Origin of the sequence: Wohlfahrtiimonas chitiniclastica DSM 18708, from assembly GCF_000375345.1 — a bacterium.
GTDB classification, from domain to species: Bacteria; Pseudomonadota; Gammaproteobacteria; order Cardiobacteriales; family Wohlfahrtiimonadaceae; genus Wohlfahrtiimonas; species Wohlfahrtiimonas chitiniclastica.
In genome coordinates, this window is record NZ_AQXD01000004.1 from 110,966 (window position 1) to 126,701 (window position 15,736).

The window sequence follows — 15,736 nt, forward strand, 5'->3', positions numbered from 1 at the left end:
ACAAGTTATCCACAGCTTTTCATATTATTTCAATAAATTCAAATGGATAAATAAGATTTTGATTGTTAATAACTTATGTATAACTCTATGGATAAATTGTTTATAAATTTCCTTTGATTTTATCCACAAATTATTCATAGGCTTATTCACAGAGTTATCCACATCTTTATGCACAGATATTGCGAAACCTGTGGATAACTTTTTAGCCTTATGGATCAATCTTAAAAGTTATGCACAAGTGATTCACCAGTTGTGAATGATTGAGATCATTGTCTGTAATTTTTTCATCCGTTAGATAATTCATTGAAATGATTTTATGAATGTCTGTTTAAAATTTAAACAATTGTCCATTTGTGTGTGCATTCAATTCTCTTTGGTTCTTCTATTTTTTATTAAGCTATATATATATTATAAATGATGATAAGGATTGCGAGTTATCCACAGGCTTATTCATAACTTAATGAAATTAAAAGTAAAAAAACCAAAAAAGTATGTGGATAACTATGTGTAAAACCCTATGGATTACTTTGGGATAACTATTGGCAAAACTTACCCACATTTCATTCACAGGCTTATCCGCAGAGTTATTCACAAAGTTATCCACAGGCTCAATATTGTGATGATTAAGAAATGTAAAGCGTAAAGATAGGTAAGGGTTGAAGGGGTTTGATAAATCAAACACGACAATTGGTTAATTGATTGATCTTTCGAGTGGATTCTTTTTGTCTTTCTCACAAAAACTGAGGTAAAATACCCGCTTTAAGTCAATTGAAAATTGAATTATGAGCTCAAAAATTCCGACCGAATTGCTTGAAAAGTATCGTCAATCCTTTAGTGAAAAGGCCGAACAGTTAACATCATTGCTCGAGACGCTCAGCCATCAAGCGGCTAATGAGGGTGAACAAAGGGGTGAAAGCATCAAAGAACTTCACCATTTTGTTTACCAGCTAAGCAGTTCAGCCACAACGTATGAGTGCAAAGCGCTTGCGGATAAAACTCGCGAGTTTTTGAAAGTGGTGGAACAAGGCGATCTGAATGTACAGGCCACATTGACCTGTGGACAAGCGCTTGTTCATCTTCTTCAACATCCTTAATGATGAGGTAAATCATGGATCAACTCCAAATTTTGCAACCATTTTCCGACTGGGTTTCTGATGTTCTTGTGGACATTCCGGATGAAACTGTCGCCTATGTCTTTAACATTTATGAGGAAAATGACGCCTATTTGGTGGATATTACAGGCACCTCAACATTTGATGCGAGCTGTGAAGACTGGACCGATGACATCAATTGGGATTCAGGAAATGAGATGTTCATCATTCCCAAAGAGAATTTTGAGGGTGATTGGGAAGAGATTCATGATGCCATTGCTGAAGCCTTAGAAGCATTGATGGATGCCGAAGGCGAATTGGCCGATGCATTGTGTGATTCTGACGCTGTGGCAGTGGGCTTTATTGACGGTGAATTAGAAATCATATGGCAGGAAGAATGATCAAACCGCGCACGTTATCTAAAACCATTGGTGCATGCTTTGCGCTGATGGCTGTGATGCCTGTCACTCATGCCTTGAGCATCAGTTATGATCAAGTCAATCATGCTGCAATGCCGCAAGCGGTTTTGTATCCTTTTGCCTATCAAGGCTTGGTCTCGATCCGAGAAAATCACTTTGCGGATCGATTGAGTCGTTTGCCTGAAGAGATTCCTGAATATTGGGATGTGGTGGCGGTTGGGCGCGATATTTTAGAGCAAGAGTGTCGTGACAAAGGGCGTTTGGCTGAGTTTGATTACAGCTATTTGCCGCACAAAGAGTTATTGACGCCTAGCGCTGTGCAAAAATGTGGCGTCGGTTTTAGTGTGCAGGGCATGACCCTCAACTATGCATTGATCCACAAATATGGCGTGCCGCCCACTTATTGGTCCGATTTATTTGATTTCAATCGTTACCCAGGTAAACGAGCATTGCCAAAACAAGCGCGCTATTTGTTTGAAATCGTGCTGTTAGCCGATGGCGTCAAGCCGAGTTATTTGTATCCACTGTTGGCCACAAAAGCGGGGCAGGATCGTGCATTGGCGAAGTTAGATCAAATTTACGATGAAGTGATTTGGTGGAATGATGTCAATCGTCTCAAAGAGTGGCTAGATCAAGGTTTGGTGGTGATGTCTGTTGCACCAGATGGTGCGATGCTGAGCAATGATGTGGATAACATTGGGGTGTCTCGCCATCAAGTGCTCTATGAGATGCGCTATTATGCATTGTTAAAATCTTCAAAAGCACCTGAAGTGAGTTATGCTTTCATTTCGTATGCGACGCAGCCTGATCAACAACTGAAATTGGCAGCCACCCAGTATTATGGCCCAACGATTCAGCAAGCCTGGCGATTATTGCCCAGTGAATCGGTTGAGTATGTGACGAATCACCCGCACAATTTGCAAGGTGGTATTTTGCTCAACTATGAATTTTATGCTGAGCATGGACAAGCGCTAGAGGATCGTTTCAATGCATGGTTGGCCACAAAAGAAGCCCCGGTGAAACGAGTTTCATTGGCCTCTGAGATGGAAAAACCTGTAGAAAATGCTGAAAATTTAGCGCAAGAAACAGAAGTGGATGCCATTATGTTAAATCCAGAGATGGAATTTATTGGTCCAGAAGTGATTGATTTTGTTGGGCCTAATCAAGTGTTGCAACAAAATTTGTAATAAATATTTGCATTTTTAAGAAATTGCTGTATAGTTATGAACTTCACAGACGCGGGATGGAGCAGTCTGGTAGCTCGTCGGGCTCATAACCCGAAGGTCGTTGGTTCAAATCCGGCTCCCGCAACCAATTATAACGAAGCCCACTTGAAAAAAGTGGGCTTTTTCGTTGCTGAATCATTTTGGAGGTGTTGTTATGCGCAAGGATCCATTCGGACTCACAGAGTTACTCGAACCATCCATTACAGCGATGGGTTTCATTTTATGGGGCGTAGAATTTCATGCGAACTCCAAAAATGCACTATTACGCGTATACATTGATAAAGAAAATGGCGTGAATGTGGATGACTGCGCGCAAGTGAGTCATCAAATTGAAGGCCTATTAGACGTGAATGACCCAATCAGCACGCCCTATACGTTAGAAGTCTCTTCTCCTGGTTTAGATCGTGCATTTTTCTCATTAGAGCAAATGGCTGACTATTTAGGCTCAGAAGTGGAAGTGCAACTGATCAGCGTTGTGGATAATCGTCGTCGTTTTAAAGGCATCATTGAAAGCATTGATGGCGACAACATCACCTTTGCCATTCCAAAAACCACAGGTAAAAAGGGTAAAGCAAAGCGTGCAGAAAACATTGAGAGTGATACTTTGACGGTCAATTATAGCTTGCTAGACAAAGTAAACCTTTCACCAACTTTTATCAAAAATTGATTGATTTAAAGAGAACAGAGCTATGAATAATAAAGAAGTGATGACAGTTGCAGAAACAGTATCCAATGAAAAAGGCGTTTCTCGCACAATTATTTTTGAAGCATTGGAATTGGCATTAGCAGCTGCGGCAAAGCGTTCTTACCCTGTTGAAGTAGACTTACGAATTGAAATTGACCAACGCACCGGTCATTATAAAACTTTCCGTCAATGGAAAGTGGTGCCAGATGATTTGCCAGCTGAAGAGCAAATGGCGACAAAACAAATTTCATTAGCGGCAGCACAGTTAGATGATCCTGATGTGCAAGTCGGTGACATCGTTGAGGAGGAAGTGGATAACATTCCATTTGCTCGCATCGGTGCTCAGACGGCTAAACAGATCATTTATCAAAAAGTGCGTGAAGCAGAGCGTCGCCAAATGGCTGAATTGTATAGCCAAAAATTGGGCCAATTGGTGCGTGGTACGGTTAAAAAAGTTGAACGCGGCAGTGTGTATGTGGATTTAGGCGACAACGTAGAAGCCTATTTACCAAAAGAAAACATGATTCCACGCGAAATGCTCAAAATGGGTGATCAAGTGCGTGCGATTTTAGAAGACATCGTACAAGATGTACGCGGTCCACAAATCGTATTGTCTCGCACCACACCAAAATTGATCAAAGCATTGTTTGAAATTGAAGTGCCAGAAATCAGCCAAGGCAGCATTGAAATCTTAAATGCAAGCCGTGATCCTGGTAGCCGTGCGAAAATCGCGGTGAAATCTTTTGACCAACGCATTGATCCTGTTGGGGCATGTGTGGGGATGCGCGGCTCTCGCGTGCAAAACATCACAAAAGAGTTAAATGGTGAACGTGTGGACATCATTTTATGGGATGATAATCCAATTCAGTTTGTGATCAATGCCATGAGCCCTGCTGAAGTGGTTTCCATTGTGGTGGATGAAGATCGTCACATGATGGACATCGCAGTCGATCAAGACAAATTGTCCCAAGCAATTGGTCGCAATGGTCAAAACGTGCGTTTAGCTTCTGAATTGACGGGCTGGGAACTCAATGTGATGAGCGCCGAAGAAGCAGAAAATAAACAGCAAAAAGAGACTTCACGCATCAGTCAATTGTTTGTTGATGAGCTTGAAGTGGATGAAGAAGTGGCAGAAATCTTAGTTCGTGAAGGTTTCTCGTCCTTAGAAGAAGTGGCGTATGTGCCAATTGCAGAAATGCTTGAAATTGAAGAGTTTGACGAAGAGATCGTCGAAGCCCTTCGAGATGCAGCAAAAAATGCATTGGAATCTTACGCATCGTTGAAAAAAGAGTTAGGCGATAAAGCACCAAGTGCTGATTTGATTCAATTGTTGGAAGGTGATCATATTCTCGCCTATAAACTTGCTAAGAAAGGTGTCAGCACACCTGATGATCTAGCAGAATTAGCTTCAGATGAGTTGGCAGAAATGGCAGCGATTGATGAAGAAACTGCCAGTCAATATATCATGACAGCAAGACAGAGTTGGTTTGTATAGGGAGTGACATATGACAGAAAAAACAGAAGAAAAAGCACCAAGCAAAATCACATTGAAACGCAAAACTCATACTGAATTGAAAGTTGCCAGTGCGCCGGGTCAAGCGCGCACGGTGGCCGTTGAAGTTCGTAAGAAAAAAACGTATGTAAAACGTGATGCAGCAGCGCCTGTGGACTCAGAGATTGAGAACACAGCCGTAGAAGCGGTTGCAGAACAGGCAGAAACAGCGGTGCAAGCGCCAAAAGCTGCTCAAAAAGAGACACCAGTAACATCAGCGGCACCAGCCGCTGTTGCTCCATCTGCTGAACAAGTGGCCAAAGCGGCTGCAAAAGCAGAAGGTGAAGCAAAACAACAAGAGCGTTTACGTATTGCAAAGGAACGTGCAGAAGCCGAAGAGCGTGCAGCTAAAGAAGCGGTTGAGCGTCGTAAACTGCAAGAAGAACGTAAGCAAAACGAAGAAATTCAGAAAATTGCGGATGCAGCTCGTATGGCAAGTGAAAGTACAGTTTCTAAGGTACAAATTAGTTTTAACAATACCGATAAAACTGAAGATAAAAGTAAAAAGAAAGCATCAAACACTCCGAAAGGACAAGGTCAACATAAACCTAAGTCTGATGCACGTCCACACAAAAGAGATGACAAGAAAGTCTCTAATGTTGTGGTAGAGAAAAAAGCGAAACCTTCTGCACCAACAGGTGCAGCGGCGCCTGCAGCAGATGCTGTGGCTGATCGCGCAAAAGAAGCGGCGAAAGTGCATCGTAAGAGCCCTCGTGACTTAGATGATTTGCGTGAAGATGGCAAAAAAGCCTCAGGCAAGCGTGGTAAAGAGAAAGGTCGCACACATTTTGATTATGATGATGAAGATGGTGGTAATCGTCGTGGCGGTGGTAAAAAACGCAAAATGGCACAACCGACAAAACATGGTTTTACGAAGCCTGTTGCCCCTCAAAAGGCTGAAGTTGTCTTAGGCGAAACCATCACTGTGGCTGATTTGGCACACAAAATGGCAGTGAAAGCCGCTGAAGTGATCAAAACTTTAATGAAAATGGGTTCAATGGTCACCATCAACCAAGTGTTAGATCAAGAAACTGCTGCGATTGTGGTGGAAGAAATGGGTCACGCTTACAAACTTGTGAGCGAAAACGTGCTTGAAGAAGAATTGATGCAAGGCTTTAACGAAAGTGATTTAGTGCCAGTCACGCGTCCACCTGTTGTGACGATCATGGGTCACGTTGATCATGGTAAAACATCCTTGCTTGACTACTTACGTAAAGCACACGTGGTGAAAGGCGAAGCAGGCGGGATCACTCAGCACATCGGTGCTTATCATGTGACGACACCTAAAGGCGTGATCACCTTCTTAGATACCCCAGGACACAGTGCGTTTACCGCAATGCGTGCCCGTGGTGCGAAAGTGACAGACATTGTTGTCTTGGTGGTTGCTTCCGATGATGGCGTGATGCCACAAACCATTGAAGCGATTCAACATGCGCGCGCTGCGAATGTGCCTATTATTGTAGCTGTGACAAAAATCGATAAGCCAACGGCGGATCGTGATCGCATCTTGTCTGAATTGTCTCAACAAGGCATCATTTCTGAAGATTGGGGCGGTGAAAACTTATTTGCTTTCGTATCGTCAAAATCTGGTGAAGGGATTGATAACTTATTAGATCAAATCTTAGTGCAAGCTGAAATTTTAGAATTAACAGCGGTTGCAGAAGGTCCTGCACGTGGTGCGGTGGTTGAATCTCGTTTAGATCGTGGTCGCGGTACAGTGGCAACGGTATTGGTTCAATCAGGTCTCTTGAAAAAAGGCGACATCGTTTTAGCCGGTTTAGAATACGGTAAAGTGCGTGCCTTGATCAATGAGAAAGGTCAGCAAGTGCCAGAAGCCGGTCCATCCATTCCTGTGGAAATCCTTGGTTTATCAGGGGTGCCAAATGCAGGTGATGAAGTGACTGTGGTGGCCGATGAACGTAAAGCGCGTGAAATTGCATTGTTCCGTCAAGGCAAATTCCGTGAAGTGAAATTGGCAAGACAACAAAAATCTAAATTAGAGAACTTGTTTGCAAACATCAGCGAAGGCGCAATGAACGTTGTGAACGTTGTGTTAAAAGCAGACGTTCAAGGTTCTGTTGAAGCGTTGATCAATGCATTAGAAGAGTTATCCACAGATGAAGTCTCTGTGAAAGTGGTTTCAAGTGGCGTAGGCGGTATCAACGAGTCAGATGCGAACTTAGCAGTGGCATCAGATGCGATTGTAATCGGCTTTAACGTTCGTGCGGACAACTCAGCGAAGAAAATCATCGAAGATGAGGGTTTAGCACTTCATTACTACAGCATCATTTATGATGTGATCGATGAGATCAAAACTGCCTTGATCGGTAAATTAGCACCTGAATTTAAAGAAAGCATCATTGGTGTTGCCGAAGTGCGTGATGTGTTCAGATCACCGAAAATTGGTGCGATTGCAGGCTGTATGGTGACAGAAGGCTTGATCAAACGTAATAACCCAATTCGTGTATTGCGTGATAACATCGTAATCTATGAAGGTGCGTTAGAATCCCTCCGTCGCTTTAAAGATGACGTGAGCGAAGTGCGCATGGGCATGGAATGTGGTATTGGCGTTAAGAACTACAATGATGTTAAAGTGGGCGATCAAATCGAAGTTTATGAGCGCGTTCAAGTGGAGCGTACTCTCTAATTAGGAGGGAAACATGGCGAATATCTCAAGAACTCGTCGCATTGATGAGCAGCTAAAGCAAGAACTCTCTTTGTTGATTCGTAGAGAGATTGGTGATTCACGTGTCATGATGATCTCCATCACTTTAGTGAAAGTGGTGAGAGATCTATCCCAAGCTAAAGTTTTGGTGACCTATTTAGGACCGGTTGAAGAGCGCGCAGAAATGGTTGCGCTTCTCAATGAATATGCCCCGCTTTTCCAAAGAATGCTCGGCAAGGTCTTAAAACTACGTAAGATCCCAAAATTTGAATTTGTATACGATGAGCAGTTAGAGAAGGGCAATGAGTTATCAGCCTTGATCACAGAAGCTGTTCAAGAAGATGAAGCACGACACAAAGATCACGATGAGTAAAACAGCTAAAATCAAGCGCCGTCCATTGGATGGCGTTTTACTTTTAGATAAGCCAAAAGGCGTATCGAGTAATAACATTCTGCAGAAGGTCAAATATTTATATCGCGCTATCAAAGCTGGGCATGCGGGCACATTAGATCCAATGGCCACAGGCTTATTGCCCATTTGTTTTGGGGAAGCGAGTAAATTTAACCATCAGCTTTTAAATAACCGCAAAACGTATCGTTTCACATGTCGTTTAGGTGAGGCAACCAATACTGGCGATGCCGAGGGAGAAGTGATTGCGACAGCGATGATTCCTGAGTTATCCACAGCCTTATTAGAAACGGTAATGGTGAACTTTACGGGCGATATTCAGCAAATTCCACCGATGGTTTCCGCATTGCATCATGAAGGTAAACGCCTGTATGAACTTGCGCGTGAAGGCATTGAGGTGGCGCGTCCTGCTCGCGACATCACCATTTATGCATTGACGCTGATTGAGTTTGATGATCACAGCTTTACGGCTGAAGTGACCTGCTCAAAAGGGACATATGTGCGTGTGTTAGCAGAGGACATTGCCAAATCCATCGGTACGCTTGGGCATTTAACCATGCTGCGCCGAACGGAAGTTGCGCCTTATTTTGCCCCAACGTTGATCACGATGGAAGATTTAGAGGCTGCGCTTTTAGAGAATCGTGCCGATGAACTCTTATTGCCCGTTGATAGCGCGATTGCAGACTATCCCATTTTGATTTTCAATGAGGAAGAGACCGCGCGCTTGAAAAATGGGCAAAAGATTGCGTTTCCCCATGCATTAGATGAGCAATTTTATCGTTTATATGCGTATGATCAGACCTTCTTAGGCTTAGGAGAACGTCATTTACCCCATGTGATTAAGCCTTCGCGCTTGATTCAAATACAATGACGGATCAGAATAATTTGTTATAATCGACGCCTATTGATTAATCATCACCGTTGCACGAGCGATGGAAACGAAGGAATAGATATGTATAAAAAATTATTCACCGTCGGCGCATTTTGTTTAGGTTTGACGACACTGGCATCAGCAGAAGATGCTGTGATTAATAAATGTGTGGCAAAAGATCACAAAACCATCGTATATACAGAGTTTGATTGCCCAGATCATTATGAAAGCGCAACGGAAGGCTGGCTCAGTGAAACGAATGTCACGGATGCCAATCGCTTTGGGGATGAATCCCTAGATTATGATTCAACAGGCACTGCCGCTCAGCGCTTAGAACAAGAGCCTGAGCCACCTCAATTACCGAAACCACAATAGGTAGTGTATGGGTCGCATTTTATGGGTGACTCAGCGCGAGCGTTTACTGGACATTTAAAGCCAATAAAAAAACCTCTGAATTTTCAGAGGTTTTTTGTTTTTAAGTGAAATTAGAATTTCACGCTTTTGAATGCATCTTTACCTGCATACACAGCATTGTCGCCCAATTCATCTTCAATACAGATCAAACGGTTGTATTTTGCAACGCGGTCAGAGCGGCACAATGAACCTGTTTTCAATTGTGTGCTAAGGGCAGCGGCAGCAAGATCTGCAATCGTTGTATCTGCGGTTTCACCTGAGCGGTGAGACACAACAGAGGTGTAGTTTGCATCATCTGCCATTTTGATGGCATCTAATGTTTCTGTTAATGTACCGATTTGGTTGAACTTAATCAAAATAGAGTTGGCAATGTTTTTATCGATGCCTTCTTTTAAGATTTTAGTGTTTGTGACAAATAAATCATCGCCCACCAATTGGATTTTATCGCCCAATTTTTGTGTGAGGATTGCCCAACCTTCCCAGTCAGCTTCATCCATACCATCTTCGATGGTGATGATTGGATAACGTGCCACCCAATCGGCTAAGAAGTCAGCAAATTCAGCCGATGTGAAGGCTTTGCCTTCAGATTCTAAAACGTATTTACCATCTTTGTAGAACTCAGAAGATGCCACGTCTAAACCTAAAAAGACATCTTTACCAGGTGTATAGCCTGCTTTTTCAATGGCAGCCATGATCACTTCTAAAGCTTCTTCGTTAGAAGATAAGTTTGGTGCAAAGCCACCTTCATCACCGACAGTGGTCGCTAAACCACGGGCATTTAATACATCTTTAAGGGCATGGAAAATTTCAGCGCCACAACGCACTGCTTCTTTAAAAGAAGGCGCGCCCACTGGTAAAATCATGAATTCTTGGACATCCACAGAGTTATCCGCATGTGCGCCACCGTTTAGGATGTTCATCATTGGCACAGGCAATACGTATTTTGTGGTGTCATTTAAATGACGATATAAAGGCACGCCTTTTTCGTTGGCAGCAGCATGCGCAACGGCTAAAGATACACCTAATAAAGCATTGGCACCTAAGCGACCTTTGTTGTCTGTGCCATCTAATTCGATCAATACTTCGTCGATCGCTTTTTGATCATTGGCATCTAAACCTTTTAAAGCCGCTAAAATTTCGCCATTGATGTTTGCACAAGCTTTTAATACGCCTTTACCACCGTAACGAGATTGATCACCATCACGCAATTCGATGGCTTCACGAGCACCGGTTGATGCACCACTTGGCACAGCGGCTGTGCCTTTAACACCTGATTCTAAGGTTGCTTCAACCCAAACAGTTGGATTACCACGAGAATCAATGATTTCGCGCGCCACTAAATTTTTAATCGCTGACATACCTTTTCTCCTAAGAAGTTTTCACTGATGAACGAATGAATAAACGGCACAATTATAACCGATTCAACCACAAAACGTTATTAATGTAACGAATCGGGCGTGAACCAAGCCGTTGGCGTGATGGTTTTCTCGATCTCTTGATCCACCCCAAGCACCATGGCAAACAATGCCATGCGCGCAGGGACACCGGCATCCGATTGACGGAAGATGGCAAGACGTGGATCACCATCTAAATCATTGCTCAGATCATTGGCATTTTCGCGGCTGTCGCGGGGCAATGGATGCATGATGATGGCATCTTTTAACGCATATTCATCGATCAATGCTTGATTGATGCGAAAGCTTAATTCAGGCTGGCGTGTCTCTTCACCTTGAGTGAAACGCTCTTTTTGAATGCGCGTGGCGTAAATGACATCATTGTTGTGAATGCCATCTTTGAGCTGATCGGTTTCGATCACCGTATGACCACGCTTGCGGGCAAATTCAACAATGTACTCAGGCATGCTTAAGAAATCAGGCGAGGCAAAAGTAAACGTGATGTTTTGATAAAGAGACATGAGTTTAACCAATGAGTGCACCGTGCGACCATAGCGCAAATCACCAATCATGGCGATGCGGCAATTGTCCATTGTTTTACCATTTTGTTTAAACTCATTGTGAATGGTGTAGGCATCTAACAATGCTTGGGTCGGATGTTCACCTGCGCCATTGCCTGCGTTGATGATGGGTGTATTGGTCGCGCCGGCCATTTTATGAATGGCTTCTTCTTCAGGATGACGCACCACAACCACATCAAAGTAACCAGAGATGACGTGCGCGGTGTCCTCAATGGATTCACCTTTAACGATCGACGAGAAGGAAACCCCAGTTGTGTTAGAAACTTTACCGCCAAGGCGCATGAATGCTGCATCAAAGCTCAAACGCGTGCGCGTACTGGCCTCAAAGAATAGACTGCCCATAATGGCGCCTTCTAAAACATTTGTGCGTGCTTTGCCTTGTGCCACAGGTTGTAAAATATCTGCAAGTTCAAACAAACGGTTTAAAGTTTGAAGATCAAATTGTTCGCAAGATAATACAGCCTGCCCGTATAGTGTGTTCATAGTTGTCCTTCTAAATATCACGTTTTCCAAAAAAAACCGCCATATCTGGCGGTTATTCAAATCAATTAAATGTGTCGGAGTGTGTGTCCGATGTAGCGTTGTCTTGGACGAGAGATTTTCATCTTCGGATCGGAGATCATTTCGTTCCAATGGGTGATCCAACCAACCGTACGCGCCAATGCAAAGAGTGGTGTGAACATGTGTGTTGGGAAACCTAACGCTTTGTAGATGATGCCAGAGTAGAAGTCGACGTTTGGATATAAGCGGCGTTCGATGAAGTATTCATCTTTCAATGCCATCTCTTCTAAACGTTTGGCCACTTCCATCAATGGATCATTACCATATTTTGCGAGCACTTCATCAGCAATGCCTTTGATTAAGCGTGCGCGTGGGTCAAAGTTTTTATAAACGCGGTGACCAAAGCCCATCAAACGGAATGGATCTTCTTTATCTTTTGCTTTTGCCACGTATTTATTAACATTTTCAACTGTGCCGATTTCATTGAGCATCGTCAATACCGCTTCATTCGCACCACCGTGAGATGCACCCCACAAGCAAGAAATACCTGCTGAGATGGCCGCATATGGGTTCGCGCCAGAAGAGCCTGCCATACGTACTGTAGAGGTTGAAGCATTTTGCTCATGATCCGCATGTAAAATGAATAAAACGTCCATCGCTTTTTCAGCAATTGGATCGATTTCATAAGGCGCACATGGGGAGCTGAACATCATGTTTAAGAAGTTACCGGCATACGACAATGAGTTCGTTGGGTAAACAAGCGGCATACCAATGGAATGTTTGTAGGCAGCCGCCACAATCGTTGGCATTTTTGAGATCAAGCGGTGCGCTGTGATCATGCGGTGCTCAGGATTATGGATGTCTAATTTATCATGGTAGAAGCCCGCCATTGATGCAACCGTACCCGCTAAAATCGCCATTGGATGGGAGTCATAACGGAAGCCTTGCAGGAAGACTTTTAGGTTTTCATGCATCATGCTGTGTGTCATGATGATGTTATGGAAGTCTGTGGACTCTTTTGCATCAGGCAATTGGCCATTGAAGATCAAGTAGCAAACGTCTAAGAAGTTTGATTTTTCAGCCAACTCTTCGATGGGATAACCACGATAGAGTAATTCGCCTTTGTCACCATCTAAGTATGTGATGGCACTTTCACAGCTTGCTGTCGATACGAAACCAGGATCGTAGCTGAATAAATTCAAGGTGCGATTCATAGCTGCAATATCAACAACATCATCACCATATACTGACTCGAGGATTGGAAATTCCCCTTGTTGTTGTGTACGGTTGTCAATATAGGTAACGCTATTTCTATTAGTTGTCATTTTTTTCCTCCTTGTGATCTTAATTTTTTTAAGATCTAATCTATTTTAAACGTGTACTTGTGGTAACACATCCGACTAATATAAACGAGCTTGATCAACTTAGCAAAATTCTGATGCGCAAAAAAAAAGCATCGACTCGATGCTTTTCTTTTTGAACTGATTAACGACCGTATTTTTTACGGAAGCGATCAACACGACCTTCTGTATCCACAATGTTTTGTTTACCAGTGAAGAAAGGGTGTGATTGAGAAGAAACTTCAATTTTGTAAAGAGGGTATTCGTTACCATCTGTCCAAGTGATTGTTTCTTTAGTCGCGATTGTAGAACGCGTTAAAACTGCAAAGTCGCTAGAGCTGTCTTGGAAAACAACTGGGCGATAATTTGGATGACCTTCTGCTTTCATAATAAAAATCCAGTATAAGTAAAATAAAACGGCTGATCAAAAGCCTACTTAGTTTAAAATAGCACAATATTCTAACAAAAAGATATTTTTTGCGCAATACTTAGCGTTTCATTGCATCAAAAAATGCTTGATTTGTCTTCGTTTCTTTGAGTCGCTCTAACACGAATTCCATGGACTGAATTTCATCCATCGGATACAAGATTTTACGAAGAATCCACATTTTTGTTAAGTCGTCAGGATCGGTTAAGAGTTCTTCTTTACGCGTCCCTGAACGGTTGATGTCAATGGCAGGGAAAATGCGTTTTTCTGCCACTGAACGGTCTAAGTGCAATTCAGAGTTACCTGTGCCTTTGAACTCTTCATAAATCACTTCGTCCATTTTTGAACCGGTGTCCACAAGGGCTGTGGCGATGATGGTTAAGCTGCCGCCATTTTCAATGTTACGGGCTGCACCAAAGAAGCGCTTAGGACGATGTAAGGCATTTGCATCCACACCCCCAGATAACACTTTACCTGAAGAGGGCACCACAGCATTATAAGCGCGGGCTAAACGCGTGATGGAGTCTAATAAGATCACCACATCACGATTATGTTCCACCATGCGGCGCGCTTTTTCGATGACCATTTCTGCCACTTGTACATGGCGCACAGCAGGTTCATCGAAGGTTGAGGCAATCACATCACCGCGCACTAAACGGCGCATTTCTGTCACCTCTTCAGGGCGTTCATCAATCAAGAGAACAATCAAATAACATTCAGGATGATTGCTTTCGATGGACTGGGCAATGTTTTGCAACATCACCGTTTTACCTGTTTTCGGTGGTGCCACGATTAAGCTACGCTGACCTTTACCGATGGGGGCAACCATGTCAATGAGGCGCGCTGTGATGTCTTCACTTGAACCATTGCCGCGCTCCATTTTAAGGAGTTCATTAGGGTGAATGGGCGTTAAGTTTTCAAAAGCCACTTTGCGCGTGGAGTTTTCCACAGGCTCATAGTTGATGGTGTCGACTTTCGCTAAAGAGAAATATTTTTCATTGTCTTTAGGGGGACGAATTTTGCCTGAAACCGTATCGCCTGTGCGCAAGTTAAACTTACGAATTTGCGATGGGCTGATGTAAACATCATCAGGACCGGCCATGTAGGAGCTGTCTGCGCCGCGTAAAAAGCCGTAACCGTCGTTGAGAATCTCTAACACGCCGTCACCGGTGATCTCTTCGCCATTTTTTGCATGGGCTTTTAAAATGGAGAAGATCAAGTCATGCTTTTTAGCACGGGCTATACCTTCTAGCTGCATTTCTTGAGCGATGCGAATCAGCTCAGCAGCAGGCATTTGTTTCAATTCAGTTAAGTTCATAGAGTATTTTTTGAGGTAAACAATAAAAGATAAGGAATACAGTCGCTTAGCGAAGAATGAGGGCTAAGGACATCAATCTTGGGGATTATTCAGTTCAGAAAGGAAAACTGTTATTTTTTAGTGCTGCGAATTTTATAAGTTTTACAGCAACTTTGCAAATAATCTCATCAACTTTTCTGTTTTTCATCCGCCTGTCCATTGCGATGTTCTATGTAGGCTTTGCCGATTTCATAGAGCATCGGTAAAATCGAAATGAAGATAATGCCAAGGACAATGATGGAGAAATTTTGTTTGATCCATGGAATGGTACCAAATAAATAGCCCGCACCGAGCATTAAGAACATCCATAATAGCGCACCTAAAATATTAAAGGTGGCAAAAGTTTTATAAGTCATTTTGCTCGCCCCTGCAACAAAAGGTGCAAATGTGCGCACGATTGGCACAAATCTTGCGATCACAATGGTCTTGCTGCCATATTTTTCATAAAAATGGTGGGTTTTTTCTAGGTACTGTAATTTAAAAATTTTAGCGTCTTTCTTAAAGACTTTTAAGCCAAAGTAGTGGCCGATCTGATAATTGAGGGCATCGCCTAAAATGGCGGCCACCAATAATGTGCCAAAAAGAATATAAATATTTAATAATCCCATCGCTGCTAATGCGCCTGCTGCGAACAATAAAGAGTCCCCTGGTAAAATCGGCGTCACCACCAAGCCTGTTTCACAAAAGATGATGGCGATTAAAATTAAATAGATCCAAAAGCCATATTGCTGCACCGCCACTTCGAGGTATTGATCTAAATGCAAAAAGAGATCCACAAACTGCATGAAAAAATCGTACATGATG

The 15,736-nt window shown here is 43.0% G+C and carries 15 protein-coding genes and 1 tRNA gene; 10 read left to right on the forward strand and 6 right to left on the reverse strand.

Features of this window, described 5'->3' with window-relative positions; all coding sequences use genetic code 11:
* The first annotated feature begins 782 nt into the window (after window positions 1-782).
* From B143_RS0108580 to B143_RS0108625, 10 genes are all read left to right on the forward strand, one after another.
* Complete coding sequence (locus tag B143_RS0108580) at window positions 783-1,094, forward strand: hypothetical protein (RefSeq protein ID WP_008315996.1); 312 nt, start codon at window positions 783-785, stop codon at window positions 1,092-1,094.
* Window positions 1,095-1,108: 14 nt separating this feature from the next.
* Entirely contained in the window at window positions 1,109-1,492 is a 384-nt protein-coding gene (locus B143_RS0108585; RefSeq protein ID WP_008315995.1) for a hypothetical protein, read from the forward strand.
* Window positions 1,477-2,697, forward strand: a complete 1,221-nt coding sequence (locus tag B143_RS0108590; RefSeq protein WP_246782190.1) for an extracellular solute-binding protein — start codon at window positions 1,477-1,479, stop codon at window positions 2,695-2,697. Before B143_RS0108585 ends, B143_RS0108590 begins: the two co-directional genes overlap by 16 nt.
* Before the next feature lie 50 nt (window positions 2,698-2,747).
* Window positions 2,748-2,824: transfer RNA gene (locus B143_RS0108595), tRNA-Met, on the forward strand.
* A gap of 66 nt (window positions 2,825-2,890) precedes the next feature.
* Window positions 2,891-3,403 (forward strand): ribosome maturation factor RimP, encoded by a 513-nt coding sequence (gene rimP, locus B143_RS0108600; RefSeq protein WP_008315993.1) that lies wholly within the window; start codon window positions 2,891-2,893, stop codon window positions 3,401-3,403.
* Window positions 3,404-3,425: 22 nt separating this feature from the next.
* Window positions 3,426-4,916: a transcription termination factor NusA gene (gene nusA / locus B143_RS0108605; RefSeq protein ID WP_008315992.1), complete on the forward strand. Its 1,491-nt coding sequence runs from the start codon at window positions 3,426-3,428 to the stop codon at window positions 4,914-4,916.
* Between the two features lie 10 nt (window positions 4,917-4,926).
* Window positions 4,927-7,620, forward strand: a complete 2,694-nt coding sequence (infB, locus tag B143_RS0108610) for a translation initiation factor IF-2 (RefSeq protein WP_018122956.1) — start codon at window positions 4,927-4,929, stop codon at window positions 7,618-7,620.
* 13 nt (window positions 7,621-7,633) lie between these two features.
* Window positions 7,634-8,011: a 30S ribosome-binding factor RbfA gene (rbfA, locus tag B143_RS0108615; protein WP_018122957.1), complete on the forward strand. Its 378-nt coding sequence runs from the start codon at window positions 7,634-7,636 to the stop codon at window positions 8,009-8,011.
* Window positions 8,004-8,918 carry a tRNA pseudouridine(55) synthase TruB gene (gene truB, locus B143_RS0108620; RefSeq protein WP_018122958.1) on the forward strand — a complete coding sequence of 305 codons (915 nt, stop codon included), beginning with the start codon at window positions 8,004-8,006 and terminating at the stop codon, window positions 8,916-8,918. Before rbfA ends, truB begins: the two co-directional genes overlap by 8 nt.
* An 81-nt stretch (window positions 8,919-8,999) precedes the next feature.
* Entirely contained in the window at window positions 9,000-9,293 is a 294-nt protein-coding gene (locus B143_RS0108625) for a hypothetical protein (protein WP_008315987.1), read from the forward strand.
* Between the two features lie 110 nt (window positions 9,294-9,403).
* Here the strand turns inward: B143_RS0108625 and eno are convergent, their stop codons facing one another.
* The 6 genes from eno to B143_RS0108655 all read right to left on the reverse strand — a co-directional run bounded on the left by eno (window position 9,404) and on the right by B143_RS0108655 (window position 15,732).
* Window positions 9,404-10,690, reverse strand: a complete 1,287-nt coding sequence (gene eno / locus B143_RS0108630) for a phosphopyruvate hydratase (RefSeq protein ID WP_008315985.1) — start codon at window positions 10,688-10,690, stop codon at window positions 9,404-9,406.
* A gap of 80 nt (window positions 10,691-10,770) precedes the next feature.
* Window positions 10,771-11,790, reverse strand: a complete 1,020-nt coding sequence (gene pyrB, locus B143_RS0108635) for an aspartate carbamoyltransferase (RefSeq protein ID WP_018122959.1) — start codon at window positions 11,788-11,790, stop codon at window positions 10,771-10,773.
* Between the two features lie 65 nt (window positions 11,791-11,855).
* Window positions 11,856-13,133: a citrate synthase gene (locus B143_RS0108640; protein WP_008315983.1), complete on the reverse strand. Its 1,278-nt coding sequence runs from the start codon at window positions 13,131-13,133 to the stop codon at window positions 11,856-11,858.
* A 160-nt stretch (window positions 13,134-13,293) separates the two neighbouring features.
* Entirely contained in the window at window positions 13,294-13,536 is a 243-nt protein-coding gene (locus B143_RS0108645; RefSeq protein ID WP_008315982.1) for a type B 50S ribosomal protein L31, read from the reverse strand.
* A gap of 100 nt (window positions 13,537-13,636) precedes the next feature.
* Window positions 13,637-14,893, reverse strand: a complete 1,257-nt coding sequence (gene rho / locus B143_RS0108650) for a transcription termination factor Rho (protein ID WP_008315981.1) — start codon at window positions 14,891-14,893, stop codon at window positions 13,637-13,639.
* Between the two features lie 167 nt (window positions 14,894-15,060).
* Window positions 15,061-15,732, reverse strand: coding sequence for a DedA family protein (locus B143_RS0108655; protein WP_018122961.1), 672 nt, complete (start codon window positions 15,730-15,732; stop codon window positions 15,061-15,063).
* Window positions 15,733-15,736 lie beyond the last annotated feature (4 nt).